Source organism: Bradyrhizobium sp. 157, from assembly GCF_023073815.1.
Taxonomy (GTDB): Bacteria; Pseudomonadota; Alphaproteobacteria; order Rhizobiales; family Xanthobacteraceae; genus Bradyrhizobium.
Genome location: NZ_JADPKF010000050.1, coordinates 71,540 through 97,163, shown reverse-complemented (window position 1 = coordinate 97,163; position 25,624 = coordinate 71,540). Strand labels below are relative to the sequence as shown.

General features: G+C 62.3%; 23 protein-coding genes and 1 tRNA gene. 10 read left to right on the top strand and 14 right to left on the bottom strand.

Features of this window, described 5'->3' with window-relative positions:
• Window positions 1-96 precede the first annotated feature (96 nt).
• Genes yidC through rpmH form a run of 3 tightly spaced genes read right to left on the bottom strand, consistent with a single transcriptional unit; the run spans window position 97 to window position 2,606 of the window.
• The gene (yidC, locus tag IVA95_RS11510) at window positions 97-1,974 is read right to left on the bottom strand and encodes a membrane protein insertase YidC (protein ID WP_247510580.1); all 1,878 of its coding nucleotides are present in this window, start codon (window positions 1,972-1,974) and stop codon (window positions 97-99) included.
• 20 nt (window positions 1,975-1,994) lie between these two features.
• The gene (gene rnpA / locus IVA95_RS11505) at window positions 1,995-2,444 is read right to left on the bottom strand and encodes a ribonuclease P protein component (RefSeq protein WP_213254509.1); all 450 of its coding nucleotides are present in this window, start codon (window positions 2,442-2,444) and stop codon (window positions 1,995-1,997) included.
• Window positions 2,445-2,471: 27 nt separating this feature from the next.
• Complete coding sequence (gene rpmH, locus IVA95_RS11500; protein ID WP_008542748.1) at window positions 2,472-2,606, bottom strand: 50S ribosomal protein L34; 135 nt, start codon at window positions 2,604-2,606, stop codon at window positions 2,472-2,474.
• Between the two features lie 413 nt (window positions 2,607-3,019).
• On the opposite strand from rpmH, the gene IVA95_RS11495 reads away from it, so the two are divergent.
• Window positions 3,020-4,498: a HAMP domain-containing sensor histidine kinase gene (locus tag IVA95_RS11495; RefSeq protein ID WP_247510579.1), complete on the top strand. Its 1,479-nt coding sequence runs from the start codon at window positions 3,020-3,022 to the stop codon at window positions 4,496-4,498.
• Window positions 4,499-4,767: 269 nt separating this feature from the next.
• A tRNA-Arg gene (locus IVA95_RS11490) sits at window positions 4,768-4,844 on the top strand.
• 176 nt (window positions 4,845-5,020) lie between these two features.
• On the opposite strand, the gene IVA95_RS11485 is transcribed toward IVA95_RS11490, so the two are convergent.
• The 5 genes from IVA95_RS11485 to IVA95_RS11465 form a co-directional block, all read right to left on the bottom strand.
• Window positions 5,021-5,899 carry an alpha/beta hydrolase gene (locus IVA95_RS11485; protein WP_247510578.1) on the bottom strand — a complete coding sequence of 293 codons (879 nt, stop codon included), beginning with the start codon at window positions 5,897-5,899 and terminating at the stop codon, window positions 5,021-5,023.
• 60 nt (window positions 5,900-5,959) lie between these two features.
• Window positions 5,960-6,568 carry a gamma carbonic anhydrase family protein gene (locus IVA95_RS11480; RefSeq protein ID WP_247510577.1) on the bottom strand — a complete coding sequence of 203 codons (609 nt, stop codon included), beginning with the start codon at window positions 6,566-6,568 and terminating at the stop codon, window positions 5,960-5,962.
• 330 nt (window positions 6,569-6,898) lie between these two features.
• Window positions 6,899-7,183, bottom strand: coding sequence for a GYD domain-containing protein (locus IVA95_RS11475; protein ID WP_247510576.1), 285 nt, complete (start codon window positions 7,181-7,183; stop codon window positions 6,899-6,901).
• Between the two features lie 138 nt (window positions 7,184-7,321).
• Window positions 7,322-7,795: an isoprenylcysteine carboxylmethyltransferase family protein gene (locus IVA95_RS11470; RefSeq protein ID WP_247510575.1), complete on the bottom strand. Its 474-nt coding sequence runs from the start codon at window positions 7,793-7,795 to the stop codon at window positions 7,322-7,324.
• Between the two features lie 119 nt (window positions 7,796-7,914).
• Window positions 7,915-8,346: a nuclear transport factor 2 family protein gene (locus tag IVA95_RS11465; protein ID WP_247510574.1), complete on the bottom strand. Its 432-nt coding sequence runs from the start codon at window positions 8,344-8,346 to the stop codon at window positions 7,915-7,917.
• Window positions 8,347-8,470: 124 nt separating this feature from the next.
• Between IVA95_RS11465 and IVA95_RS11460 the strand changes: the two genes are divergently transcribed.
• The 3 genes from IVA95_RS11460 to IVA95_RS11450 all read left to right on the top strand — a co-directional run bounded on the left by IVA95_RS11460 (window position 8,471) and on the right by IVA95_RS11450 (window position 11,461).
• Window positions 8,471-9,082: a GyrI-like domain-containing protein gene (locus IVA95_RS11460; RefSeq protein WP_247510573.1), complete on the top strand. Its 612-nt coding sequence runs from the start codon at window positions 8,471-8,473 to the stop codon at window positions 9,080-9,082.
• A gap of 317 nt (window positions 9,083-9,399) precedes the next feature.
• A complete protein-coding gene (locus IVA95_RS11455) occupies window positions 9,400-11,136 on the top strand; it encodes a phospholipase D-like domain-containing protein (protein ID WP_247510572.1) in 1,737 nt (578 codons plus the stop codon).
• The gene (locus IVA95_RS11450; RefSeq protein WP_247510571.1) at window positions 11,105-11,461 is read left to right on the top strand and encodes a phospholipase D-like domain-containing protein; all 357 of its coding nucleotides are present in this window, start codon (window positions 11,105-11,107) and stop codon (window positions 11,459-11,461) included. Before IVA95_RS11455 ends, IVA95_RS11450 begins: the two co-directional genes overlap by 32 nt.
• Here IVA95_RS11450 and IVA95_RS11445 read toward each other — a convergent pair.
• Entirely contained in the window at window positions 11,451-11,783 is a 333-nt protein-coding gene (locus IVA95_RS11445) for a hypothetical protein (protein ID WP_247510570.1), read from the bottom strand. The two genes, IVA95_RS11450 and IVA95_RS11445, sit on opposite strands and share 11 nt — an antisense overlap.
• Window positions 11,784-11,853: 70 nt before the next feature.
• Here IVA95_RS11445 and IVA95_RS11440 point away from each other — a divergent pair, with 70 nt between their 5' ends.
• Complete coding sequence (locus tag IVA95_RS11440) at window positions 11,854-13,437, top strand: hypothetical protein (RefSeq protein ID WP_247510569.1); 1,584 nt, start codon at window positions 11,854-11,856, stop codon at window positions 13,435-13,437.
• A 115-nt stretch (window positions 13,438-13,552) separates the two neighbouring features.
• Here IVA95_RS11440 and IVA95_RS11435 read toward each other — a convergent pair whose 3' ends face one another.
• From IVA95_RS11435 to IVA95_RS11420, 4 genes are all read right to left on the bottom strand, one after another.
• Window positions 13,553-14,467 carry a hypothetical protein gene (locus IVA95_RS11435; protein WP_247510568.1) on the bottom strand — a complete coding sequence of 305 codons (915 nt, stop codon included), beginning with the start codon at window positions 14,465-14,467 and terminating at the stop codon, window positions 13,553-13,555.
• A gap of 13 nt (window positions 14,468-14,480) precedes the next feature.
• Window positions 14,481-15,806, bottom strand: coding sequence for an HlyD family type I secretion periplasmic adaptor subunit (locus IVA95_RS11430; protein ID WP_247510567.1), 1,326 nt, complete (start codon window positions 15,804-15,806; stop codon window positions 14,481-14,483).
• Complete coding sequence (locus IVA95_RS11425; protein ID WP_247510566.1) at window positions 15,803-17,536, bottom strand: type I secretion system permease/ATPase; 1,734 nt, start codon at window positions 17,534-17,536, stop codon at window positions 15,803-15,805. The genes IVA95_RS11430 and IVA95_RS11425 overlap by 4 nt, the downstream gene beginning before the upstream one ends.
• A 127-nt stretch (window positions 17,537-17,663) precedes the next feature.
• Window positions 17,664-17,954 (bottom strand): hypothetical protein, encoded by a 291-nt coding sequence (locus IVA95_RS11420; RefSeq protein WP_247510565.1) that lies wholly within the window; start codon window positions 17,952-17,954, stop codon window positions 17,664-17,666.
• 209 nt (window positions 17,955-18,163) lie between these two features.
• Between IVA95_RS11420 and IVA95_RS11415 the strand changes: the two genes are divergently transcribed.
• A complete protein-coding gene (locus IVA95_RS11415) occupies window positions 18,164-19,408 on the top strand; it encodes an FAD-dependent oxidoreductase (RefSeq protein ID WP_247510564.1) in 1,245 nt (414 codons plus the stop codon).
• 164 nt (window positions 19,409-19,572) lie between these two features.
• Here the strand turns inward: IVA95_RS11415 and IVA95_RS11410 are convergent, their stop codons facing one another.
• Window positions 19,573-20,262 (bottom strand): PEPxxWA-CTERM sorting domain-containing protein, encoded by a 690-nt coding sequence (locus IVA95_RS11410; protein WP_247510563.1) that lies wholly within the window; start codon window positions 20,260-20,262, stop codon window positions 19,573-19,575.
• A 214-nt stretch (window positions 20,263-20,476) separates the two neighbouring features.
• Between IVA95_RS11410 and IVA95_RS11405 the strand changes: the two genes are divergently transcribed.
• The 3 genes from IVA95_RS11405 (at window position 20,477) to IVA95_RS11395 (ending at window position 25,443) form a co-directional block, all read left to right on the top strand.
• The gene (locus IVA95_RS11405) at window positions 20,477-23,722 is read left to right on the top strand and encodes an AAA family ATPase (RefSeq protein WP_247510562.1); all 3,246 of its coding nucleotides are present in this window, start codon (window positions 20,477-20,479) and stop codon (window positions 23,720-23,722) included.
• Between the two features lie 204 nt (window positions 23,723-23,926).
• Window positions 23,927-24,115 carry a hypothetical protein gene (locus tag IVA95_RS11400; protein ID WP_247510561.1) on the top strand — a complete coding sequence of 63 codons (189 nt, stop codon included), beginning with the start codon at window positions 23,927-23,929 and terminating at the stop codon, window positions 24,113-24,115.
• 239 nt (window positions 24,116-24,354) lie between these two features.
• Window positions 24,355-25,443 (top strand): histidine kinase dimerization/phosphoacceptor domain -containing protein, encoded by a 1,089-nt coding sequence (locus IVA95_RS11395; RefSeq protein ID WP_247510560.1) that lies wholly within the window; start codon window positions 24,355-24,357, stop codon window positions 25,441-25,443.
• Window positions 25,444-25,624: the final 181 nt, after the last annotated feature.

Here is a 25,624-nt window from a genome sequence, read left to right as displayed (position 1 = left end):
TCTCTGTCACCAACACCGTAAAGACGTGGATGCCCGGCACAAGGCCGGGCATGACGGGGTTGGAAAGTGCTTTCACTGCTGACTGCGCGGCAGCTCTTACGTCTTCTCGGCGGCCTTCTTCGGCGCGAACGTTGCCTTGAGATTGTCGAACAGCTCTACCTTCACGCCATTCTTGCGCATGATGTAGCTCTGTTGGATCACCGAGAGCAGGTTGTTCCAGGCCCAGTAGATCACGAGACCCGCCGGGAAGCCGGCCAGCATGAAGGTGAAGATCAGCGGCATCCAGTCGAAGATCATCTTCTGGGTCGGATCCGGCGGTGTCGGGTTCAGCTTCATCTGGATCCACATCGTGATACCCATGATGATCGGCCAGACGCCGAGCGCGAGGTAATATCCGATCACGGGTATATGAGTCGGATCGAAAGGCAGCAGACCGAACAGGTTGAACAGGTTGGTCGGGTCGGGCGCCGAGAGGTCCTTGATCCAGCCATAGAACGGCGCATGCCGCATCTCGATGGTGACGAACAGCACCTTGTAGAGCGAGAAGAACACCGGGATCTGCAGCGCGATCGGAAGACACCCGGCGATCGGGTTGATCTTCTCCTTGCGGTAGATCTCCATCATCTCCTGCTGCTGCTTCTGCCGGTCGTCGGGATACTTTTCCTTCAGCGCCGCGAGCTGCGGCTGCACCGATTTCATCTTCGCCATCGACTCGTAGGACTTGTTGGCGAGCGGGAAGAACAGGAGCTTGATCAGCAGGGTCACCAGCAGAATGGAGACGCCGAAATTGCCGAACAGATGGAAGAAATAGTCGAGCGCCAGGAACATCGGCTTGGTGATGAAGTAGAACCAGCCCCAGTCGATCAACAGATCGAAATGGTTCAGCCCGAGCTGCTTGTTGTAACCGCCGTGGCCGGCGAGCGGGAAATTGATGCCGACGACGCCGGCTTCCTTGGCCCCCGCAAACAGCCGCGCATTGGCGCTGCCGGTGCCGCCGATCGCAATGGTCTGCGGATCCTGCAGGTAGTCGGCCTGATAACGAACCTTGGCGCCGGGTTCGGCGAGGAAGCGGGCCTTGAGGCGCGCCGACGTGTCGGGCAACAGCGCCGCGGCCCAATACTTGTCGGTGATGCCAAGCCAGCCATTCGTTACATTAAACTCGAAGCCGCGTGCGCCATTGCCCAGAACGGGCGCCTCGGCGACGGCCTTGTAGCCGTGTTCCTGCAGGCCCTTGTCGCCGAGATAGCCGATCAGGCCTTCGTGCAGGATGTAGTAGCCCGAGACCTCAGGCGTGCCATGGCGCGAGATCAGTGCGAACGGATAGAGCGTGACCGGCGCGCTGCCGACGTTGGCAACATCATCCTTGATGGTGAAGAGATAGCGGTCGTCCATCGCAATGGTGCGGCGGAAGGTGAGGCCTTCGCCATTGTCGTATTTGAGCGTCACCGGGTTGCCGGGCGTCAGGCTGCCGGAACCCTCCTGCTGCCACACTGTATCGCGATCGGGAAGCCGCGCCGTCGAGCCCGGGGCAGCGACCCAACCGAACTCCGCGTAATAGGGATGCGCGGTGTTTGACGGCGAAAACAGCACGATCGCGGGCGATTTTGGGTCGACGGTATCGCGGAATTTCTCCAGCGACAGGTCGTCGATGCGGGCGCCCTTCAACGAGATGCTTCCCGAGACCCGCGGCGTCTCGATCTTGATGCGCGGCGAGGCGGAAATCGCAGCGTCGCGGCTGACGACGGGCGCAGCCGCACCCGGCTGGCCGGCCGGTGTGGTGGCGGAGGGCGTCGAGCCCGGTTGCGGCGTTGTCGTTCCCGGCGCCGTCTGCGGCGACGACTTGCTGAGTTCAGCCTGGGTCTGGCTTTGCGCGCGCTGCCGCTCCATCTGCGGCATGTTGTAGAAATACTGCCAGGCGATCAGCACGAGGCCGGACAGAATGACGGCGAGGATGGTGTTGCGGTTGTCAGTCATCTTTTTTGAGGTCTCGCCATTCAATTCGGGTTTCGGGCCCTTTCGGTTCCGACTGACGTCGCAACCGAGGCCCTCACTTTTCGTTTTGACGCGTTTTCTTCACGCGAACCGGAATCCACTTCGCTCGAAAACGCTTTGCCCGTCGGCTGCCGGTCGAGGCGATGCAGCGCCGAGCGGAGATCGTCGAGCATGGTTGCGAAGTCGCGGGTGAGCGCGGCGCGACGGCCTACCAGCACATAATCATGGTGCGGTCGCATTGATATGACGTCCAGCCGCTTCACCAGTTCGCGAAGCCGGCGCCGGATGCGATTGCGCTCGGTAGCAGTACCGTTCTTTTTGGTAACGGTGAAGCCGATTCGGATCGGGCCGTCATCCTCGCGGGCCCGGCCCTGCACCACGAAGGCAGCGCTATTGGCCCGCGTGCCATTGGCAACGGCGAGAAAGTCCGCCCGCTGCCTCAGCCGATCCATGAATTAAATCTCCGGAAAGGATCCGGCTCAGGCGCTCAGACGCTTGCGGCCGCGCGCGCGGCGGGCTGCGAGAACCTTGCGACCGCCGGCGGTGGCGAGACGGGCGCGGAAGCCGTGACGGCGCTTGCGCACCAGTTTGCTGGGTTGATAAGTCCGCTTCACGGGTAGTTCTCCGCTGACCGGGCAATTTGCCTGTTGGATTGAGATGCGTCCGATGATGCGGGCCGGCCCGAAAACGGGCCATTTACGGCCCAAAGCGAGCCGCCCCCGGGTGAAGCCGGGCCATCGCGGACAATTGGCGCGGCTTATACGGGAGCGACCTGTTTTCGTCAATGTCGGCGGTTGCCACATCAGCCGTTCTTTGAAACGTCGCAATTAGGGCGAATATATCTGTTTTCGTGGGGTTTTCAGGGGCAAGACGGCGGCGCACCCGGACCATCGGAACCGCAGGACATTAGCGATCGGTAATTTGACCGCCAGGTTGCCCAAACGCATCCTTGGAATCGCGATACCGACCGATTTGGGCCGGGGGCTTGGGTCCGGCTCCAAAAGCAGAGATATCAAGGCGGATATTCGTGTCAGCGACTGACGACCAGCCGACTCCTCAAGCACCGCGGCCCCGTGCCCAGCGGCGCCTCGGCCTGTCCGGCAAGCTGCTGCTGCTGACGATCCCGCTAGTGATGATCGCGCTGTTGATGATCTACGTGCCGTCGATCGCGAATTTCTGGACCAATCGGTTGAACGATCGTCTGGCGGCGGCCAATACTGCCGCCCTGGTGCTGGATGCGGCGCCGTTGGGAATGGTCCCGGATTCGCTCGCGCGTCAGATCCTGACCAGCGTCGGCGCGCGCGCGGTTGCCATCAAGATGGGACAACAGCGCCGGCTGCTCGCCAGCGCCGACCTGCCTGCGGCGATCGATCGCAATATCGACCTGCGCACCCTGACGGTGTGGTCCGCGATCGTGGAATCCTTCGAGACCATGGTGGATACCGGCAACCAGACCATCCGCGTGGTGGGACCCGCGCCCGGCGGCGCCCACTTCATCGAGGTCGTGGTCGACGAAAAGCCGTTGCGGCTGGCGATGTACCGGTTTTCCCGCAATCTGCTGCTGGTCTCGCTGGGGATCGCGATGCTCGCCGCGGGGCTGGTTTACCTCGCGCTCCATTATCTGTTTGTCCGCCCGATGCGGCGGCTGACCGCCAATCTCGTCGGCTTCCACGAAAACCCCGAAAGCGCGGCGCGCATCATCGTGCCGAGCCAGCGCGGCGACGAGATCGGCGTTGTCGAGCGCGAGCTGTCCGACATGCAGCGCGACCTCGTCTCGATGCTCTCCCAGAAGAGCCGGCTTGCCGCGCTGGGCCTTGCGGTATCGAAGATCAACCATGATCTGCGCAATCTTCTGGCGTCCTCGCAGTTGCTGTCGGATCAATTGGCCAGCGTGCCCGATCCACGCGTGCAGCGCTTTGCGCCGAAACTGATGCGCTCGCTCGAGCGCGCCATCGACTTCTGCCAATCGACGCTGTCCTACGGCCGGGCCCAGGAAGCCGAGCCCGACCGCCGCATGATCCAGCTCGAACCCGTGGTCACCGAGGTGCGCGAATCCGCCGGCCTCGCCGCCGACGCCTCGATCACCTGGATCAACGCGATCGAGCGCGGCCTCTCCATTGACGCCGATCCCGACCAGCTCTTTCGCGTGCTGCTCAACCTGGTACGCAACGCGGTGCAGGCGCTGGACAGCCGCCCCAAGGGCGACGCCGCGACCTTGCAGATCCGAATCACCGGCCGCCGCGAAGGCTCGGTCGCGATTATCGAGGTGTCCGACACCGGTCCGGGCGTGCCGGCAAAGGCGCGCGAGCACTTGTTCGAGGCGTTCCAGACCTCCGGCCGCCCGGGCGGCAGCGGGCTGGGCTTGGCCATCGCCGCCGAGTTGGTCCGCGCCCATGGCGGCGACATCCACCTGGTCGAAGGCACCATCGGCGCCACGTTCCGTGTCTCGATCCCCGACCGCCCGGTGGAACTGCAGAGCGTCCGCAACGAGCGGGCGCGGGCGTAAGCGCTTGGTCTCGCAGTCATTCCGGGCGATGCGAACCCGAAATCCAGCGGTTACGGCACAAGATTCCCTGATGGGCAGGGCACATCCGCCGTTTGCGCTAGGGCGCGTCCCCGAATGACGGAAATACCGCCCGGAATTGGCCCCCTGATCGCATTTCCCCACCTTGCAAAGCGAAGCCGGAGCGGGTAGCTAAAGCGCTCTTTCGCGACCGTCCGAGGCTTTTGTCGGACGCATCCGGGTCTCTGAAGCCCAAATGCCAAGCGAAAAACGCGCCCGTAGCTCAGCTGGATAGAGCACCAGACTACGAATCTGGGGGTCAGGAGTTCGAATCTCTTCGGGCGCGCCATTCTCGGCTCTTCATCCTACAGTCGAGCCTGAAGTTACTGCTAGGGACCATGGCGGGGTTCGGCGTTCGCACTTCGGAATGGTTGGCCGGGAAGGAACGAGATGGGCACTCGGTTCTGCTCGTCCCAGCCACGCCACGCCCTGAATGGGCCACGCGACAAGCTCGCAGGCGTTCTCTTAGGGACGTTGCGCAGGTCTCTCTTGTGTTCGCCTGATGAACTCCATCATGAGAGAGAGTGCTGGTTCGGCGTGCGTCTCGAGCAACTTGTGGCCGGCGTCGAGAACATGGGCTTCCATCCTCGGCAGCGCCTGCATCCATGACAGGACCTCGGCGAGATCGAAGAAGGGGTCGTGGCGTGCCCAGATCATCAGGGAAGCGGGTCGCCAGCGCGCGAGATATGCGGCGATTTCGTCGAACCGGGCGACGTAGTTCCCGTAGTCCTTGACGAGCGCGCGCTGCGTGTCCATCCGGCCCGGCAAGTTCATCACCCGCCAGTCCTCCTCCCAGATTTCGGCCGGGATTCGCGCCGCCACGTCCGGCGGCATCCCGCCGAGATACCCGTTGCGCACGCCCTCGAATGTGAGATGCGCGGTCGCAGCCGCCTCGTTTTCCGGGTCTGGATGGGACCAATAGGCCATCACCGGGTCCCATTGCGACCCGAGCCCGGTTCGATGAGCGTTGGCGTTCTGAATGATGAGGCCCAGGACTTGCTCCGGCGCCTGCATGGCGATGTGAAACCCCGCCGGCGCACCGAAATCATGAAGGTAGACATAGCGCGGCCCGATCGCGAGCCGGTCCAGGAGCTCCGAGATTGCCTGACCGAAGGCGGGAAACGAGACCGTCGGCAGGACGTCGGATTCGCCAAAGCCGGGCAGATCGGGCGCGATCACGTATGCGGCCTGCGACAGCTCGGGCACGACCTCACGAAAATAGCCCGCCGAGCCCGGAAAGCCGTGCAGGAGCAGCACCGCGGGCTTGGACGCCTCACCTGCCGTGATGAAGGACAACTCCGTACCGCCGGAGAGGCGAAGTCGTTGCCGGGTCGCCGGGTTCATATCAGAACTCCTCTCCTTGACTGATTGATCACTCGCAAGCGGCGCGACAGGAGCGGAGCGCTACAGCTCCCGATCGTCGCGATGATCGCCGAGCGTCGTTGTCACGCGTCGGGTGACTTCCTTCATGTCCATGTCGACGCCGCTGCCGGCCTGGCGCTCCAGCCCGTAGACCTCTTCGGGGAAGTTCATTTCGCGCAGGATGGCGTTGATCTCCTCGTGCTTGTCGGACGGGAACATCTGGGCGGGATCGCCGACCGCCACCCATTTGATCGGGACAAGCGAGTTCGGCGGCAGCACGCTGCGCACGTGGACCACGCCGTCGATGCGAACCTCGGTGCGCCGCCTGATGACCGCGCCCTGATAGATTTTGACGCCCGTCGCCAGAAAGCACTCGTCCTCGACGATGCAGCCCTTGAGCGAAGACAGCGGCCCGATCAGGACATGGTCGCCGATCTCGACGGCGTTCCGGCTCGTGCTGCGGATATTGAGGTTCTCGCGCACGACGCACTGGGCGCCGATCCGAACCGGCGCGCCATGCGCCTCGATCACCGCTCCGAACGAGACGTGCGTGCGTGGACCGATCGTCACATCGCCGCAGATCACCGCCGTCGGGGCCACGTAGGCGGTCGGATCGATGTTCGGCCGCTTGTTCTGGTGCTCGATAAGCATAGGGCGGACTCCTCTCTGGAAGAGCCAATGGCCGAGACCAGTGCGAGTTCCGCTGGCTGAGGTTAATTGACCACCTGCCGTTCGCATCGCCGCATCAAGCCGCCGAAATTGCACGCGGAATTTGGCGCCCCAATGAGCCAAGTTTCATCGGGGCAAGCCCAGCTATTCGTAACGCCCTCCCGCATCTTCTCGCGATTGGAGAGCGCGAAAACACCATCGCCTCTATCGGCGCGCTCTGTGCCACCGCGCATGAAAGGATGCCGCACCAAGCTCGCGAAAGCGAAGTGGCACGGGTGGTTCGCAGGAAAGCCGTGAGCCACGCCCCGGCGCTTAGCCCGCCGCGTCCTTGATCGCGGTTTCGAAGGTCTGTGCGTCGAAGGCCGGCATGCTTTGGATCCGCCCCAGACCTTGCGTCGCGTACCAGACGGAGAACGCGAGCATCGCTCCCTCATTCGGGGCATCGACGATGTCGACGAAATCGTAGTAGCCCTGCGTATAGTGGATCGACTCGACCTTGATGCCTAGCTTGTCGAGTTTTGCCTTGGCCTTGTCGATCCGCTCCGATTGCTTGCTTGCCCACTCCGGGCTCAGATTACCAAGCAGCACATATTTCATGGCCACCTCCACGTGATGTCGATCAGTTGCGCGAAGGAACCACACAATTATACGCCTTCCGACGGCCCATGCCCATGCCGTTCTGCGTAGCGGGAACGCTGGTTGTAGGCTCCCGGCCCCGTTACTGGCCGGCAAGCGCTATAGCCAGCGCCGTACCCGCGCGCAGTAGCGGCGATAGACGTCGCCGAACTTGCGCTCGAGGTAGGCTTCCTCGCGGGCGATCACACCGTATCGGATGACTAGCGCGAAGGGCACCAGCGTCATCAACAGCCAGAGATTGTTGAAGGCAATGGCCAAGCCGATGAGCCCCAGCACCATGCCGAGATAGATGGGATTGCGCGTGAAGCGGTAGGGGCCAGCCTCCACGATGGTCGTGGTCGGCAGGTTGGTGGGCACGTTCGAGCCGGCCCGGGTCATGGTAGAGATCGCCCACGCGACCAGCGCCAGCGCAAGAGCAAACGCTATCGCGCCGAGCCAGCCTGCAGGTAGCGCGGCCGGCAGGAACGGCAAGGGCATGAGCCAGTCGAGTGCGAACCCGGCAAGCACTGCGAGCCCCCACGCGATCGGCGGCCGGACAATGACGCCAGCGGTATCGTCTGTCATGTCAGCCATAACGGGACCGGTGAAACAGCGCTTGATGTGGCTAAAGGCTATTTGCAAGTATAGCACAAAATCGCAGACAGGCCGAGATTTGCTGGTTGCATCGGGACGCGAAGGGTGGGAAGCGGAATTCAGATGATGCCGTGTTCTTTCAGAACGGCTCGCTCATCCGCTGACACCCATTCAAAGATCTTTGGCGTGTCTTCGAGCTGCTGCACCAGGTAGTGGACCTCAAAATCAATGGAAACATCCACTTCGCTGCCACGGTCGTAGATGGCGGTCCAAGCGACGTGCGCCAGGCAATGGTGCTCGTCGATAGGTGCGATCCGGACATTACGAAGTCGCATATCCTTCGTGCCGATTCGGCGATAATTTTCAAATCCCTGTCGCATCATCTGCTTCAGGTGTTCGTCATTCCGGCCGACACTGACGCCAGCCGGAGAGGCAGCAACGAATGCAGTGGCGTATGAAGACGTCACTTGGTCCATATCCACTTGATCCCTAAGCGCCGTTCGGAACAGCTTCGCATAGCGCTCAAACAAGTCCTTTACGTTCTTTTCCATGGGGTGCCGCCTCCTCATTATGGCTCTCTTGGCTCAATGCATTCTGCGCGGGTGGCTTATTGTGGTCTAGTAAGGCTGACCTAGTCCGGTCGTCCAAACATGTTCAGAATGCTGTGAGAGATAGATGGAAAAGCTGGACCTAAAGAAGGTGAGGAAGCCACTCTTCACCGCTCCCCTTAATCGCTTCGTGACGATCAATGTGCCGCCGGTTTCCTACCTCATGGTAGATGGTCATGGTGACCCGAACACCGCCCAAGCTTATAAACTGGCCGTGGAGAGCCTCTACGCGACGGCCTTTACGATCAAGTTCTCCTGCAAGGCAAACGGGGAAGACTTCGTCGTGATGCCATTGGAGGGACTTTGGTCAGCTCCCGACCCTGAGAGCTTCTCCGCACGGCGCAAGGACGAATGGGAGTGGACCATGATGATCATGGTGCCGGACTATGTGGATGACGAAACCTTCCTGGCTGCCAGGATCAAGGCGCGAGAGAAGCTCGGCGCGCTCCCTGAAAGTCTGAGACTCGAAAGCCTGGAGGAAGGCCTCTGCCTCCAAGCATTGCACGTGGGCAGCTACGACGACGAAGGGCCGCTGCTCGCGATGTTGCCCGGGGAGATCATGCCTTCGGGCGGCTACGACTTCGCCGGTCGGCATCATGAGGTCTATCTGAGCGACCCTCGCAAGACTGCGCCTGAAAAACTCAAGACGGTGATCCGCCAACCTGTGCGGCAGAACTGAAAGTCCGCGAACCACTCCGAGCGGCGTGGAGCTTGATCAGCACGCCACAGAGGCCGGTTACGAAATTGCAGCTAGTTGGCGGCGCGAATGCCCCGTTCACATATGATCGCGCCGAACCGCTCGATAGGCGCAACAACCCAGGCTCAGGGAGCATGCCCTCCGGTCACTTGGACTGCCAAGCTTGGCGGGCCAAGCGACCAATCATCCGGCTTCCAAACTGGGAATACTGGTGCGGCGATAGATGGCGTAGTACTATACTCTGAGTTGCATAACGATTGTCATTTGGCCGATCTGGCCGTTGATCCCGGGATTCAATCATGACCAAAATCGTGCGCGCGACCGCGTTTTCCAACAATGAGGTTGCTTACATTGCTTGGGAGATCGATGGCCCGGCCATACCGGGCTGCCTCGGCTTCAACATCGTCCGTGAATTTCTCAACTCCGCCGGAGATGTCATCGAGGCAAAGCCGCTCGCCGCCTATGTGGCCTTCAAAGGTCAGCACAATCCGGAGGGCCTGGCTCAAAACACGACGGTCTGGCCGGTGCAGAAGTTCAATTGGCGCGACCTGACATTGCGCAAGAGGCGTAGCAAACTGGAGCGGCGCGAAGAGAAGTTGCGGGTACGTTATTGTATCCGCGCAGTCGGGCACCTGCGGGACGGCATCGAGAAGGTCGAGGTCGTGCCCGAAAGCCACTTTGACCGCAAAGCCAGACAGGAAGTCCTTCACACCTACGAGGGCGAGCCGATCCCTCTCGGCTTTTTGACCCCGGAGTTCCGCACGAATGTTATGAACGTGCCGCGCGACCGCGGGCCATTTACCTCGACCTTCACCAACGGCATTTTGTCGACGCAGTTCATCGTGCGTATCCTGCAAGAGGACGGCAAGATCACGCCCGGCGAATTGGAGGGGCGGCTGAAAAGCCCCGATGATTTCCTGCGGAACTATCTGGCCGGCGAAGTCCTTCCACTCATCGAGAACTTTTTCGCGCAGCCCGGAGGCCGCTTCCATGCAGCGCTCTACGAGCTCGAGGATAAGCAACTCGAGGACTTTCTCGCGGCGAATGCGGAGCGTCTTGATCTGATCCTTTCGGATGCCGGCAGCGGTTCAAGTGCGGACGAGCAAGGAGACCCGACGCCGAAAAGCAAAAAGGCAAAATCGGCGGTGAAGAAAAAGAGCGCAGCCAAGAAGAGCAAGAAGATTACGCTCTATGACACGCGCAATGAGGCGGCCCGCAGCGTTCTGCAAAAGCTCGCCAGGAAATCCGGCACGAAATTCAAGCTGCAGCATCGAATGTTCAATGGGTCGGGCCACATCGGTCATAACAAGTTCATCGTCTATGTCGATGACGCTAGCACGGCGAAATCGGTCCTGACCGGTTCGACCAACTGGACCTGGTCGGGCGTCGCGGGCCAGAGCAACAACTGCATCCGTATTGATGACGAAGAAATCGCCGCCGGGTTTCTCGCTTACTGGCGGCGTCTGCACAAGGACAAACTGAAAGTCCCAAAGCCGTTGAGCGCGAAGGCATCCGACGCCAATCAAAGCGATAAACTCAAGGCCGAGAATCGCAAAGCCGTGACAGGCAAGCTTCCCGACGGCGGCACATTCGAATGCTGGTTTTCACCGAACATGCCCGGCAAGGAGCAGCCACCCGCAAAAACCGTGAAGACGGTGCCTCCGCCTCCTCCCGACATGGATCGTCTGTTTTCGCTCATGCGCAAGGCGCGAAAGGCGATATTTTTCCTCGTGTTCATGCCGTCTCGTGGCGGCCTGAACTCGATCGTGGCCGAAGCCGTCAATCTCGGCCTCAAGGATACGTCCCTGAACGTGGTCGGTGCAATTTCCGATACACAGGCGATGTGGGGCTATGAAGCCAGTCGCAAGACTGAATCGGGCGCAAAAATTCCAGCCTCATCGCCGCATGTTTTTCAGCAAGGCGGTATCTCAGTCGTGCGAGCCACTGCACTCACCGATAAGGAAAATCGGCCGAGAGCTCGGAGATTTCCGGCTCGCCGAGACATTGACGGTCGGACGTGCGATCATTCACGATAAGATTCTCGTCATCGACCCGCTTGATCCGGATAACTGCGTCGTCGCGTTTGGAAGCCATAATCTCGGATACAAGGCTTCATACTCGAACGACGAAAATTTGACCATCGTGCGGGGACATCAAGCGCTGGCCGAGGCCTACGCGGTGCATGTGCTCGACGTCTATGATCATTATCGCTTCCGTGCCGTCGAGGCGGAGGTGAACGCCGGCAAGAAAGGCAAGAGCAAAACCGGCAAGGAGAAGCAAGGTTGGGTCGGTTTTCTCGACACCACCGACGCATGGCAGCAGCGGTCGTCGCATCGGCTGTCGCGGTATTTCACGGCGTGATGGAAGCCCTCGGGCAGCGGCGGCAACGGGAGTTGGACGAGAATACCGCGATGTCGTCCCGCTCGTTCAGCGCCGCAATGACGGAAAGCAACTCGGCTTCGCTGACGCCAAGCGGCAGGATTTCCGTCTCGCTCTCAGAAATGATGGATCCCAGGGCCGAGAATGCGCCGTCATGCGGCTCATGGCCGCCATGACCGCGCCCAGTCCATCCCTGTCCGAGCGCTATGGTCGCCGATATTGGGTGGCGATGCTGACGGAGAGGCGTGACCGCCGCCGTTTTGGCTGAAGCCGAGATATAACCTTTCGGTAACCGTGCAACCATTTGTTGGTCGCTTGCCGTGATTGGCTAGCATGGTTGCGCTAAACTCGGATGCCCTGGAATTTCGGTACGCATGCGCCGCTCGATCATCCATCTTGCTCTTACGCTGGTTATTGTGCTGCTGCCCTCGCGGGCGATCGCACAATCTGCGTCGATGACACTTGATCCTCGCGCCGCTTTCAGCTTCGAAGCTAAGCCCGGCGTGCGCTTTGAGGATTATCTCAAAGGGATGCGCGGCTATCATCAGAGGACCGACGTGAATGCGGACACCGTCGTGTCGAACGCTGATCTTGAGTATTATCGATTGGACGCCGCGGCTTCGGTCCGAGCACGCGCCATAGGCGAATTGCTGCGCTATGATCTCGACGGCGACAGGGTCGTAACGCGCGCCGAGGTCGTCCAGGCCGAAACCAAGCGGATTCGTTTCGAGACGCGACAAGACCCGAGACGCCCTAAAGTCGAGCTTTCGATCCTTCAGCAGATTGACCGCGCTGCTGATGACAGAATGCGCGCCGACCTCAACAAGGATGGGCGTATCGATTGGCATGAAATGCTGGCGTTCGCCAAACAGACGCCGATCTACGATTTACCTGAGTACGAATCGACTTATGGCATGATTATGTCGTTTGACGAGGACGGCAACGGCGCCGTGACGATCGAGGAACTCGATCGCGCTGCCGAGCGCGTCTTTCACTTGATCGACGTCGACAAGGACGGGACTTTTTCCAAGACCGAGATCGAGACGTTCGGACGCGGGATTGGGCCGGTCGTCAATCTGGACGATAGCCTCATGAAAGCAGCCGAAAAGCGCGCGCGGGAGCAAGAGGCGAAGAAGAAGCGGGACTGTGCGTTGCCGCCGGCCTCCGACGCTGCGACCATTCTGCTTCTGGATGCTTACGGCGCCGACGCGCTTTCGACGGCTACGATCGGATCGCAATGGATCACGACCGAAACCGGAAGCGTCGACATAGAACCGGGGACTGGTCCGCTTTACATTGTAATTGCCTCCTACAGACCGGTGATTTGGCGATTATCCGGCGCGGTTGACCGGGTCGAAAGATTAGTGCTCGCGGGCGAGAGTACCGGCCCGAACCAAAGCGTTCGCGAAGAAACTCCTCTCATTGGTGCGACCGGAGTGCCGCCCGAACGTATCGTGTTCCTCGGGCAGCCAGGCTGCATGACTTATCATGCAGGTCCGTCGGTTCCAGGGTCCGAAGCCGCGCCGGAAGCGGTGCGGCGCGAGACGGGCCGGACGGCGGTCGTCATCAAGCCGCGAAAGCAAAACGCCGCAAATGCGGCTGCCTTGCCTGATGAATTGCGCCGTTTCCATCCGGAAGGAATTGTGGAGGTCGATCCTCGAACGGTCGTCGCAAGCAAGCCGGTGGAGCGCTACGACGTGATGCCGCAGGAAGCAGGCCTGATCCAGCTCGAGCGGGACGGTGCGATAACGCGAAATAGCCAGGGTGAATTCCTGGTCCACAAGAAGATTCGATTCCCCGCCGGCCTACACGGCGCACACCTGGTCAGGTTTCGAATTCAGAAAGACACGTCCATGCCGGAAGGCGATCCGGGCCATTCCTGTGTGATCGTGGAGGAAACAGGCATGATGCTGTACAACGGTGCGACATGCTACGGGCCGTTCGGCTTGAAGAGATAGGCTGAGGCCGCAGCCAAATGCGTGCGACCGGCGAATCTATTTTCGGGTCGCGCCTCGGATCACGGGCGTGATCAGACCGACCGCTACGTCTTCGGTAACATAGATACAGGTCTCCTCAGAAATGATGGACCCCCAGTGCGGAGAATGCGCCGTCATGCGGCTCATGGCCGTCCATCGTCGGCTGGCCGAGAAAGCCGAGCTGCAGCGGGATCGGATGTAGCAGCGACGTCGGTATTGCGCCCGCGGTGTCGAGCAGCGGGATGTCGTGCTGCGCGGCGCCGGAGAAATCCGTTGTGCCGGATGTCTGGCCGGAAAGGTTCGTCGTCAGCGGCTCGAGCAGGCTGGGGGTCGGTGCGTCATGAATCAGGCCGGTCACCGTGCCGGTCAAGCCGTCGAGGAGATGGCTCGCGGTGCCGGTCACGGTCGCCGTCAGTTGCCCGACGGTGGCACTCACGTTTGCGATCGTATTCGATACCGTTGCAAGCGCGGTGTCCACGATCCCGGTGAGGCTGTCTGCAAAATTGTGAACGGATGCGCCAAGATCGAATGACGGTGATGCGGTGCTGCTGCCGAGTGAGCCATTCGCGCCCGCCGATGGCGCGTGATCCAGCGCAGCGCTGAAGCCTGATGGCACGGGCGTCGAAGCAAAAGCCTGCGTGGCGAGCACGTCGGCTGATGGAACGTCGGCGAGAGTTGCGCCCGCATCCTGTGGCTGAGCCGTGGCCTCGGCGTGGACCGCAGGCGAAAGATCGGCTGCCGGAGATTCGATCATGCCGGCATGCTGGTCGTCATGGCCGGGTGCGGGATCGGCCGGCTGCAGCGCGGCCGGGACAATCTCTGCCGGAGGCGGGTGCAGGGCAGCCGGTTCTGCCGCGCGCGCCGGCTCGTGCTCCACGCGGTGCAGCGCGGCGTCGGCGTCGTTGAGAAGGCCGAGCAGCATGGTGGCGAAAGCAACGGATTCGGTTGCCGCGAGATGACGGCTGCGTTCAGCTTCGTCGGCGCGGCGGGCGTTCTTGACGGCTTCGGCCATGGCCATCTCCTCCTCAACGCTCGCGAAACGCGCGGGTGATCTCGTCGCGCAGCGGACCGAGCAGATATTCGAACAGGGTGCGCGGACGCGTCGGCACGATCACCTCGGCGGGCATGCCGGCCTGCAGATCGATGCGCGCCTTCTTGACGTCGTTAGGATCGAGCGCGACCTCGACGGCGTAGTAGCCTTGTCCGGACTTGTCGTCGGTCAGGCGGTCGGCGGACACCGTATGCACGGTGCCGTAGAGCCGGGGACGTTCGATATAGTTGACGCCGGTGAGTTGCACTTCGGCGCGGTGGCCGACGGCGACGTCGTTGATATCAGAGAGCTTCAGTTTTGCGGCGGCGATCAGCGGATTGTCGGTGGGCACGATGTCCATCAGCCGCGCGCCGGGCTGGATCACGCCGCCCTCGGTAAAGACGTCGAGGCCGACCACCGAGCCGGTTGCCGGCGCGGTAATCCGGGTGCGGGTAAGCACATCGGTGGCGGCGTCGATCTTGGGCGTCAGTTCCGCGAGCTTGTTTTCGGTCGCGCGCAACTGGTCGGTGATCTCGCTCATCCGCGCGCGTTCCACCCTGGCGATCTCGAGATCGTTCTGCGCGATCTGCTGCTGCATGCCGGCGATGCTGGCCTGCTGCGCGCCTATATCGGCCTGCAGCCGGGCGTCCTCGCGCTGCAAAGCGAGGATGCGGGTCTTTGGCGTATAGCCCTGCGCGAATAGATGTTGCGCGCCGTTCATCTCGTCGGTCAGCAGTTCCCGCTGCTTTTCGGTGCCGGCAAGCTGCGCCTGCGTGCCTGCGATCTGCGCTTCGAGCTCCTTGATCTTGCCGCGCAGCACCGCCGTCTCGGCGGCGAACTGGTGCTTTCGCGCCGCCATCATCGCGGTCTCGTTGGCCATGGCCTGGCGCACCGCGGATAGTTCGCTGCGCGCACGGAGATGTTCGTCGAACTCCGGCGCATCCTTTCGGTCGCGCTCGGCGACCAGCCGTGCGCGCGCGGCCAGCGCGGCGTCGCGATCGGCCGTGAGCACATCGAGCTTGGCGCGCGGGTCGCTGTCGTCGAGCCGGATCAGGAGCTGGCCTTTTTCAACCCGCGCGCCGTCGCGCACGGTGAGCTGGCGCACGACGCCGCCATAGGGGTGCTGCACGCTCTGCCGTCGCCCCTCGACCTGGAGGTTGCCGCTGGCGATGGCTGCGCCGGAGATCGGCGCCAGTGTTCCCCACATCGTCATCGCGGCGACGAACGCCGCCACCACCCCGGCACCTAGCAGCGCCGGCCGCGAGGGGCGTGCGTAGCGCGCACGGTCGCGCATCGGGGTGAAGCCGTCGATCGCCGTCATGACGCGCGCCCGGCGGCGGCCTGCTGGAGGGCATGGTAGACCTCGCCCGGCGGGCCCAACATGTCGAGCATGCCGCCCCGCAGCACCATCATGACGTCGACGATGTCGAGAATGGTGGTGCGGTGCGTGATCACGATGATGGTGGCGCCTTCGCTCTTGGCCTGCAGCAGCGCCACCTTCAGCGCCTCTTCGCCGGGAGCGTCGAGATTGGCATTGGGCTCGTCGAGCACGAGCAGCGGCGGGCGGCCGAGCAGCGCCCGCGCCAGCGCCAGACGCTGGCGCTGTCCGCCGGACAGGCCGACGCCGCCGGGACCGAGTCGGGTGTCGTATTGCTTCGGCAGGTCGAGCACCATCTCGTGAATGCCGGCGCGCTTGGCGGCGTCGATGATCTCGTCCGTCGAAGCATCGCCGAAGCGGGCAATGTTCTCGCGCACGGTGCCGGCGAACAGGCCGACGTCCTGCGGCAAATAGCCAACATGGCGGCCGAACTCGAGCGGATCCCAGTGGCTGTAGTCGAGCCCGCCGAAGCGCAACCGTCCATCGGAGGGTAGGACGGCGCCGACCAGAAGGCGAGCCAGCGTGCTCTTGCCGGAGCCGCTCGGGCCGACGATGCCGAGCGCCTGGCCGCCGCCGAGCTCGAATGTGAGGTCCCTGATGACAGGCTCCTTGCGGGCCGGCAGCAGACAGCGCAGTTCGCGCACCTCGATCGTATTGCGCGCCCGCGGCACGATGGTGTGCGGCGGCGTCAGGTCGACCTCGCTAAGCAACTCGCGCACCTCCGCATAGGCCTCGCGCGCGCCGATGAACTGCTTCCAGGTGCCGACCGCCTGTTCCACGGGGACCAGCGCCCGGCCCATCACGATGCTCGCGGCGAAGATGGTCGCCGGCGTGATGGCATGGTCGATGGCAAGCCACGCGCCGGTGCCGAGCATCAGCGATTGCAACAGCAGGCGGAAGAAGCGGATGGAGGAGGTCATCACCGCGTTCTTGTCGCTGGCCTGCGCCTGCTGCACCAGCATCGATGAGCGTTGGCTTTGCCAGTTGCGCTCCACCGCCGGCTGCATGCCCATGGCGCGGATCACGTCGGCGTGGCGCAGGATGTTTTCGGTGAACACATAGGACTGGTTGCCGGCGGCCTCCGCTTCCTTCATCGGCTCGCGGGTCATCATCTCGTTGAGGCCGGCGAGGCCAAGCAGGAGAACCGCGCCGATGGTCGCGACGACGCCAAGCAGCGGATGGATGAAGAACAGCAGCATCAGATAGATCGGAATCCACGGCAGGTCGAACGCGAAATAGATGCCGGGGCCAGTCACGAAGGTGCGGAACTGGTCCAGATTGCGCAATTGCTGCGCGCCGCGCGATGCGCCGCGCTGCGCCGAGCGCACCACAAGCGCCTCGAACACGCGCGCGGACAACTCCATGTCGAGGCGGATGCCGCAGCGGATCAGGATGTAGGAGCGCACCGCGTCCAGCGCCGCCATGGTGAGCAGCGCGATCGCGAGAATCAAAGTGAGGAGGACGAGCGTGGAGACGTTCTCGTTGAGCAGCACGCGGTTATAGACCTGCATCAAATAGAGCGGCGAACTCAGATAGAGCAGGTTGATGGCGCTGGAGAACAGCCCGGCCCAGAGGAATTGCGGCCACAGCGCGACCAGCGCCTGGCGAACGTCATCGATTCGTCGCGCCGGCGCGACGGAGTCGTCAAGAGCGGTCAGCATGCCCGTAGGCATTCGGCATCACCTTAAGCGTTGAAATGGCGCTGCGCGATGCACTCGTGCAGTGCAGGCATTGGAGGACGCGGCGTGGGGATGCGCTCCCCACGCCGCGCAGTTTGGGAATGTCCGAACTCAACTGGAGTTAGGCGAGGCCGTGGAGCAGGCCACCGACATCGAGATGGCCGACATCGGCGCTGGCGCCGATCAATGTCGGTGCGGAAACCGAGGTGTCGATACCGTCGAGCCCTGCCGAGAGGTCGATGCTCGGGCTGGTCTCAATCACCGCGCCGAGATCGAGCGTGTGCGACAGGTCCGCCGTGCCGCTGGCGCTGGCAGAAGCGCTACCGCTGGCGCTTGCGCCGCCAAGTACACCGGTGGCGGTTCCGAGCAGGCCATCGACGGTACCAAGCACGTTTCCGAGTAGTGCAGCCATATAGTCAACTCCTATGAAGGTTGGCTGGAATGCGACGAACGTCGCGGTGCAAGAAGCCACGGCAGTCAGAAAGGTTGCGGACTCACATGCGGCGTTTTGGTGATGATTTGTTGGGAGGGGAACTTTCCGTTGTTGCCGGTCGGCGTTGGCGCGACCATGATGTGAAGTCTCTTTTGTAAGATCTGCTTGGAAACGTGTTTGGAAAGTCGATGTTGGAAGATAAAGCGGATGTCGTGGTGCTCGGCGCGGGCATCGTCGGCGTGTCGACAGCCTTTGCCGCGCGGCAGCGCGGGATGCCGGTCGTACTCGTCGATCGGCGCGAGCCGGGCAGCGAGACCTCATACGGCAATGCCGGCATCATCAGCAGCGGCTCGATCACGCCGCTCAACAATCCATCGCTGTGGAAGTCGCTGCCGAAATACCTGACCAACCGCCACGCGGCATTGCGTTGGAATCCGCTTTGGGCGGTAAAGAACGCGGGCTGGGTCGCGCGCTTTTTGGCCGATTCGGCCGCGTCGCGTCTTGGGCCGCGCGCGATCGCGCTGCATGGCTTGATCGGTGCATCGGCCAGACTGCATCGGGAATGGATCGTGCAGGCGGGAGCGGGACATCGCATTCGCGAGACCGGCTGGCTCAGGGCGTGGCGAAGCGATGCGGTTCTCGCGGCGAAGCAGGAGCAGGCCATGCTGGCCGAGTACGGCATCGCCAGTGAATGGCTCGATCGCCAGGCCATCTCCGCGCTCGAGCCGGACATCGTGCCGGTCTACAAAGTGGGCCTGCTGCACACCCAGACCGCCTCGGTCGACTCGCCAGGCGAGGTGGTCAAGGCCTATGCGCGGATGTTCGCGAATGCCGGCGGCCAAGTGAGGCAGGCGGACATCAAGGCGATCATACCCGACGGCCATGGCTGGCGCGTGGTGCTGGCCGATGGCGAGATTTCGGCACGGCATGTGGTGGTCGCGCTGGGACCCTGGTCTGCGGATATGTTGCGGCCGCTCGGCTATCGCGTGCCGCTGGCTTATGAACGCGGCTATCACCGCGAATTCAAGCCGAGCCCGGCGCGTTCGTTGCGGCGTCCGATCTACGACATCGATGGCGGCTTCATCATGACGCCGATGGAGCAGGGCATCCGCGTCACTTCGGGCGTCGAACTGACCGATCGCGATGCGCCTTCCTCGTTCGCCCAACTCGATCAGGTCGTTCCGCTCGCGCGTGGCGTGGTCGAGTTTGGCGATGCCGTCGGCGATGCATGGCGCGGCTCGCGGCCGACGCTGCCCGACAGCCTGCCGATGATCGGTCCGGCGCCCCGGCATGCCGGGCTGTGGCTTGCGTTCGGCAACCAGCACATCGGCTTCACGACTGGTCCCGCAACCGGCGCCGCCATTGCCGCCATGATTGACGGTGTGCCGCCGCCCTTCGATGTCGCCCCGTTTGCGCCGGATCGCTACATCTAGCCTTGAAGCGCAAATCGGGCGCGGCCATTGCGTTCCGGCGATACGCCACGAGGCCGATTCCGGCGAAGCCGAACCGGCGCTACGTTATCTAACCCATCCCACGAAGCTCCCGAGCTCGCATGAAAAAGACCGCCGTCCAGCGGTCTTTTTCATTTCATGCTTGATCAAGCGGCGAGGGCGGCCGGCGCGCCCTTCCGGCGCCGGCAAGCGACAAAGCCCACGCCGGCAAAGCCCAGGATCATCATCGCCCAGGTGGACGGCTCGGGCACGGCTGCGGTCAACACGTCAGCCGTTCCTGAAATATTGTCCACGCGGAACGCCAGCGGCGGTCCGAAATCCTGGATTTGAAATGTGAGGGTGTTGATCCCGTTTGCGAAGCCCGAGTTGATCGTAAACGGGCTGAGGAAACTGAAGCCGCCGTTAGTAATCCCGGTGTTGACGCCGTTTAGCAAGATGGTGCCGAGATTGTCCGCCCCCCACGAGCCGGAGATCTGAGCCGTCGCAGCATTGAGTCCAGTCAGATCGAACGAGAGCGTGAAATCCACGATACCATTTCCGGGTGATCCGGTACTGCTATTCGAAATCCAGCGCGAATTCCCATCATTGGCAGCATACGCAGGGTGAGTAGAAGTTACAGCAGGCGTATTGATGGGCACGCCGATATTGCTGGCGGTAACGAAATAATGGGGATCGGCCAGGCCGTCAGCGCCCAGGGCGTTTCCGCTGCCATCAACACCGGTATTGAAAAGCCCCGTTATCGGAGCGGCCGAAACTTGAGCTGGAGTGGCCAGCAAAACCACCAGGCCCATCGGCAAAACCAACGACGTGATAACGCCAAGAATTCTCGATCGCATAACAACCTCCTAATGTTCGTAGAGCGACTGGAGCAGCCTTGCGTCAAAAGGATGTGAAAAATCGCTGGCTCCGGCTTAAGGGGAAATTTACGATCTCATCGGGGGGCTGCGACCGACGTGCGGATCCCCGGGGTCGTTAAGGATCAAATCAAGAACATTAGGTGCCGCCGCAAATTCATTTCGGAAATCGCGTTTGGAATAGAATCGATTGGCAATGTCTCAGTCCGGATCCGCCAGCGGGGCCAAACTCCATATCGACCTTCTCGGTGGCTGTTCGTTTCAGTTAGGCGGCCACGGCAAACGCTCCTTGCCGACCAAAAAATCGCAGGCCTTGCTTGCCTATCTTGCGGTTCCGGTGGGGCGCTTTCACGCGCGTGAAAAGCTCACGGCGATGTTCTGGGGCGATACCTCAGAAACCCTGGCGCGGCAGAGCTTCCGGCAGGCCTTGGTCAGCGTTCGCCGGCTAGCCGAGGGCGAGCGGCCCCTGCTGCTGACGCGCAGCGGCGCGATTGCGCTTGATGCCGAGGCCGTGGTGGTGGACGTCGCGCTGCTGGAAACCGCGCTCGCCGACGGCACGACGGAAGGATTGGCGAAGGTTGCCGAGCTCTGCAAAGGCGAATTTCTGGCGGGCCTGGATCTGAACGAGCCGGACTTCAACGAATGGCGCAGCTTCGAGCGTGATCGCCTCAATGTCCTGGCGGTCGAGGCGCTGGCGAAGCTGGTTGACCGGCAGGCGTCCAAGACGCCCGAGGCCGCTATTCAGACGGCGCGGCGTTTGCTCGCCATCGATCCGTCGCAGGAGCGGATGCAGCGAACGTTGATGCGGCTGTTGCTGGGACAAGGGCAGCGCGCGGCGGCGCTGAAGCAGTATCAGCAGTGCGTCGATTGGTTTGAGCGCGAACTCGGCGTCGAGCCTGAGGAAGAGACGCAGCAGGTCTACCGCGACATTTTGCGCAGTGCCGGGCCCGGTCCCGACCGGCAACGGCGACCTGCTTCGCTTCTGCCACGAGTCGTCAACGCACGGGCCGACGAAGTCCAGCTGGTCGGCCGCGAATTCGAGTTGGGTCATCTCAACGACGCCTTGACCAACATGCTCGATACCGGCGGGCGCGTCGTGTTGCTGCGCGGCGAGGCGGGCATCGGCAAGAGCCGGCTGCTGCGCGAATTCATCGGCAACGTTCCATCGGGCGTCCGGGTCCTGATCGGACGCTGCCATGAGACGGAGCAGATCCTCCCGCTGCATGCCTGGATCGATGCCTTGCGCGAAAGCGGCACCGTTCTCGATGCCGCGGTTCGCGACCGCCTCGGCGCCGCGGCCAATGCCCAGCTCGTCCGCGTCTTTCCCGAGCTGCGGCAGTCCGGAAGCCAGCCGGTCACCGCGCCGGAGCAATATTCCTTGCTGTTCGACGCGCTCGCCCAGCTGCTCGTGGAACTGGCGTCGGGGCAGCCGACCGTTTTCATTCTCGAGGACCTGCACTGGTGCGATGGTCTCAGCGCGCGGTTCCTTGCCTTCTTCGGCCGGCGCATCGATCGCCTGCCGATTCTCGTCGTGGGCAGCATGCGGCCCGAGGAGCTCGTCGATGTGCCGGTGCTGGCGCAATCGCTCAAGGAGCTGCGGAGCGACACACGGCTTGACGAAATCCCGCTGGGCGCGCTTTCGCAACGAGATGCCGCGACATTGATCCAGGCGCTGCTGCCGGCCGGCCGTCGCGGCCCGCAATCCGCAAATGCCGCGCAGGACATCTGGGTGGCGAGCGAGGGCAACCCGTTCATCATCGTCGAATCCGTGCGGTCGCTGGACCATGAGCGGCCTGCCATACGGCAAGGCGAGTCGAGTCTGATACGGGAGTTCGTGACGGCCCGGCTGGAGCGTCTGCCCGAACTGCCGAGGCGCCTGGTGCCGGTGGCGGCGGCGATCGGCCGCGACTTCACCTTCTCGCTGCTGGCCCGCGCCGGAAAGATCGCTGAAGTGGACGCGGCGATCGCCGTCGAGCAACTGGTGCGACGCCACATCCTGACCACCGAGGGCGAGCGGGTTGATTTCTGTCACGACTGGATCCGCCGCGTCGCCTATGAGCAACTGATGCCCCAGCAGCGCCGTTTGTTGCACTCAGCCGTTGGTGAGGCCATCGAGGAGCTGCACCGTGGCGACAGCGAGGAAATCGCGGATCAGCTCGGCCATCATTATCTGCAGGCCGGCGATGCGCGCAGGGCTATACCCAGCCTGATCCAGTTCGCTGCTCTGGCCGGAAGGCGCTACGCCCTCGATGACGCCTTGCGCGCCTTTCAGCAGGCGGCTGACGTAGCTGAATTGCTGCCGGCATCGGAGCGCGATCATCAAAAGCTCGATTTGGCCCTGCGTCAGACCTTCGTGCTCTCCATGCTCGGCCGCCAGCGGGAGATCTGGGAAATTCTGCGGACTCACGCGGATCATGTCGGGCGTGTCGTCGATCCGCTCCTGATATCCGAATATCATTTCCGTGTCGGGCTAACCTGCTTCTATCTGGGCCGCTATGCGGAAGGAAAGGCCGCGGGCGAACGGGCACTCAGCGAGGGCGAGCGCGCCGGCAATGGCGACGCGATCGGCAAGGCGCTGCACGCTTTGTCGCTCATCGCCTACGAAACCGGCCATCCGCAGCAGGGCATCGCCCATGCCAGACGGGCGATTTCGCTGCTCGAGACCACGCGCGAACCGCAGTGGCTTGGGCTGGTCTACCATGACCTCGCGCTCAACAGCGTGGTCGCGGGCGACCTGCAGGCCGCGCTCGACGCGGCCAGGCAGGAACAGGTCATCGGCCGCGCCATCGGCTGGCCGCGGATTGTCGCGCTAGCGGGTTCGGTCATCGCGTGGGCGCTGGCCTTGCGCGGCGACCATGAGGACGCCATTGAAGCGGCGCAACAGAGCCTTGAGCTTTCGCGCGATCCGATGGTCTCAAACCTCGTTTTGGGATCAATGGGTCTTGCCTACGTCGATCAGGGCGACGCGAATACCGCGGTTACAATCCTGAGTGAGGTGGTCGTGCAGCTCCGCAAGAGCCCGGTTCGCAGCGGTGAAATGCGTTGCCTTGCTTTCCTGAGCGAGGCCCAGCTTCTGGCCGGCGATCTCGACCGTGCCGGGGAGACGGCATCGCGGGCGCTTGAATTGGAACAGTCCGACGGACTCACCTTCAGTTCCGGTCTGGTGCTGCGAGCGCTTGGGCGCATCGATATTGCCCGGAACGATTTTGACGAAGCCGAGGCCCGGTTGTTGCGAGCGCTTTCGGCGTTCGAGCAATGCGGCGCGGCGTTCGAGGTTGCCAGGACCCTGGCTGACCTCGCTGCATTGTTCGCGCATAAATCCGAGAGAAAGGCCGCCCGCGGCTATCTTGCCGCGGCGCTCATCGGCTTCCGAAGGGCAGGCGCGCCGCGACGGATTGCGGAAGCGCGCCGCGTGCATTCGGCACAATTTGGACGACGCTAATTTGGAACCAGTTAGGCCCGCATCGCCGGAAGATTGGCGCGGGTCTTAAGGAGCGGACCTCGGTGTCCGACGCGGTCTGCGGCATGGACGACTGTCGGACCTCTCTGGACGTCCCTCTATTTGCCGGCCAGCGCAAGGAAGCTTCGCTTGACTGCCATACCCAAGTATGAGGGAACGGATGTCGCTTCCGTTCATTGACCGTTCATGGAACGGATCTTCCTCGCGGTTATCGTCTCAGCCCTGATGGTGCTCATCGGCTCGACGACGATGCTCGTCTACGGCACGAGGGAATCGGCAGCTCTGCTGCGTCCTCCGACACAGGAGCAAACGCCGGTTAAGCCGTCATCGCTCGCGGTCTTGCCGCTCGGCACCGCGGCGGCGGGCCATCGGTAGAGATTTGCATGTTCCAGCCGCTTCGACCGCGGCGGTCCGGGAACCGAGAAATATCTCGATGTCGGCGACCCCGAAGCAGCTTCAGCCTACGACCTTTCCCTCGGCCCCAAGGCGCGGTCGCGCGCCGCCGTCCGGGATTTGACTGGCACGGATGCGCCAGACCCTTATTATTCTCCACGTACGTCCTGCATGGATAGCGGGACAGGAGCGAATCCCGCCCGGCAACCAGGACAGGTAACATGGGTGACCCAGAACAGGGTTCCGCGTCTGCTTCGCAGCAGGTCAATGATCTGTTCGATGCGCTCGATATCACAGAAGCGATCAACTCCCACGAATTCAGGCTGTTCCTCGATCGCTTACCGATCGCGGTGGTCATCTCCAAAATAATCGGTGGAGACCAGCGCATAATTTTTGCGAACAAGTCCTATGAGGCGCTGACGGGTCAAACCGCCTCGGAAATCCAGGGAAGAGGTTGGTCGGTCCTGGAGTCGTTCACGCTAGAAGGACAGCCTGACGTCACCTTCACCAAGTCGCTACTCAACTGCGATGACTTTATCGGGACGTTTCAACGCGAGCAGCCGAAGCACTTATTGGTAGATGCATTTGCCGGCGTGATCCAAAACGAGGACGGAACGGAGGACTATCGCATCGTCGCGCTGATTGACATTACCGAGCGCGCAAAATCGCAACGTGAGGAATTTGAGCGGCAATTGCGCGATAAGGATCTTTTGCTGAAGGAGTTGCAGCATCGAGTAAAGAACAATCTGCAACTGATCGCCGCCCTCATTCGCCTTGATATTCGCAATCAAAACAGCGCTGACCGGGCGGCCTTGGATCGTCTGGCTGGACGCATCGAATCATTGGCCATTCTCTACCGAGAACTTTCCGGCGACGGTCTTGGTCAAACCATCGATCTTGGCCAGTATCTTACACAAATTGCGTCCGCGGTGACGCGTACTCACGGTCTTGACGGCGTTAGACTGGACCTCAAAGCCGATCAGGCTCCGATTTCAATCAACGTTGCGATGCCCGTGGGACTTCTCGTCAATGAACTGCTGACGAATGCATTCAAGTACGCCTTTGATGGCCGTGAATCGGGCACATTGACGGTCAGATGCCTGCAGGAGCGCGACGATTACTATCGGGTCGTAGTGGCAGACGACGGAAACGGACTTCCCGAAGGCGCTACGTGGCCTGTGCCCGGAAAGCTTTCAGCCCTGATGCTCAGTACATTGACGGAGAACGCCAGAGCGGATTTCGATGTCGATAGCGCCCCCGGCAAGGGAATGCGCGTGAGCATCGGATTATTCAAGGGCCTCGCACGTTGAGCTGGTCCGGCTGCTCAATCAGGCGCAGCAGCAGATGAGCCATTGATCGCTCGCCGCTCTTCGTGCCCCAGTTTGCTCCGGAAGGTTCGCCACTCCGCAGCAAAGCCCTTGAATTCATTTGATTTTTTGGAGCGCGAAGGCGTTGCCCTGATCGGGTGTCAGAACTCCCGCCATGGCATGC

Excerpts from the sequence above, each read along its gene's own strand:
- yidC (WP_247510580.1), bottom strand. The coding sequence starts at position 1,974 with ATGACTGACAACCGCAACACCATCCTCGCCGTCATTCTGTCCGGCCTC.
- rnpA (WP_213254509.1), bottom strand. The coding sequence starts at position 2,444 with ATGGATCGGCTGAGGCAGCGGGCGGACTTTCTCGCCGTTGCCAATGGC.
- IVA95_RS11485 (WP_247510578.1), bottom strand. The coding sequence starts at position 5,899 with ATGAACCCGGCGACCCGGCAACGACTTCGCCTCTCCGGCGGTACGGAG.
- IVA95_RS11480 (WP_247510577.1), bottom strand. The coding sequence starts at position 6,568 with ATGCTTATCGAGCACCAGAACAAGCGGCCGAACATCGATCCGACCGCC.
- IVA95_RS11475 (WP_247510576.1), bottom strand. The coding sequence starts at position 7,183 with ATGAAATATGTGCTGCTTGGTAATCTGAGCCCGGAGTGGGCAAGCAAG.
- IVA95_RS11470 (WP_247510575.1), bottom strand. The coding sequence starts at position 7,795 with ATGGCTGACATGACAGACGATACCGCTGGCGTCATTGTCCGGCCGCCG.
- IVA95_RS11465 (WP_247510574.1), bottom strand. The coding sequence starts at position 8,346 with ATGGAAAAGAACGTAAAGGACTTGTTTGAGCGCTATGCGAAGCTGTTC.
- IVA95_RS11460 (WP_247510573.1), top strand. The coding sequence starts at position 8,471 with ATGGAAAAGCTGGACCTAAAGAAGGTGAGGAAGCCACTCTTCACCGCT.
- IVA95_RS11455 (WP_247510572.1), top strand. The coding sequence starts at position 9,400 with ATGACCAAAATCGTGCGCGCGACCGCGTTTTCCAACAATGAGGTTGCT.
- IVA95_RS11445 (WP_247510570.1), bottom strand. The coding sequence starts at position 11,783 with ATGGTTGCACGGTTACCGAAAGGTTATATCTCGGCTTCAGCCAAAACG.
- IVA95_RS11440 (WP_247510569.1), top strand. The coding sequence starts at position 11,854 with ATGCGCCGCTCGATCATCCATCTTGCTCTTACGCTGGTTATTGTGCTG.
- IVA95_RS11435 (WP_247510568.1), bottom strand. The coding sequence starts at position 14,467 with ATGGCCGAAGCCGTCAAGAACGCCCGCCGCGCCGACGAAGCTGAACGC.
- IVA95_RS11430 (WP_247510567.1), bottom strand. The coding sequence starts at position 15,806 with ATGACGGCGATCGACGGCTTCACCCCGATGCGCGACCGTGCGCGCTAC.
- IVA95_RS11425 (WP_247510566.1), bottom strand. The coding sequence starts at position 17,536 with ATGCCTACGGGCATGCTGACCGCTCTTGACGACTCCGTCGCGCCGGCG.
- IVA95_RS11420 (WP_247510565.1), bottom strand. The coding sequence starts at position 17,954 with ATGGCTGCACTACTCGGAAACGTGCTTGGTACCGTCGATGGCCTGCTC.
- IVA95_RS11415 (WP_247510564.1), top strand. The coding sequence starts at position 18,164 with ATGTTGGAAGATAAAGCGGATGTCGTGGTGCTCGGCGCGGGCATCGTC.
- IVA95_RS11410 (WP_247510563.1), bottom strand. The coding sequence starts at position 20,262 with ATGCGATCGAGAATTCTTGGCGTTATCACGTCGTTGGTTTTGCCGATG.
- IVA95_RS11405 (WP_247510562.1), top strand. The coding sequence starts at position 20,477 with ATGTCTCAGTCCGGATCCGCCAGCGGGGCCAAACTCCATATCGACCTT.
- IVA95_RS11400 (WP_247510561.1), top strand. The coding sequence starts at position 23,927 with ATGGAACGGATCTTCCTCGCGGTTATCGTCTCAGCCCTGATGGTGCTC.
- IVA95_RS11395 (WP_247510560.1), top strand. The coding sequence starts at position 24,355 with ATGGGTGACCCAGAACAGGGTTCCGCGTCTGCTTCGCAGCAGGTCAAT.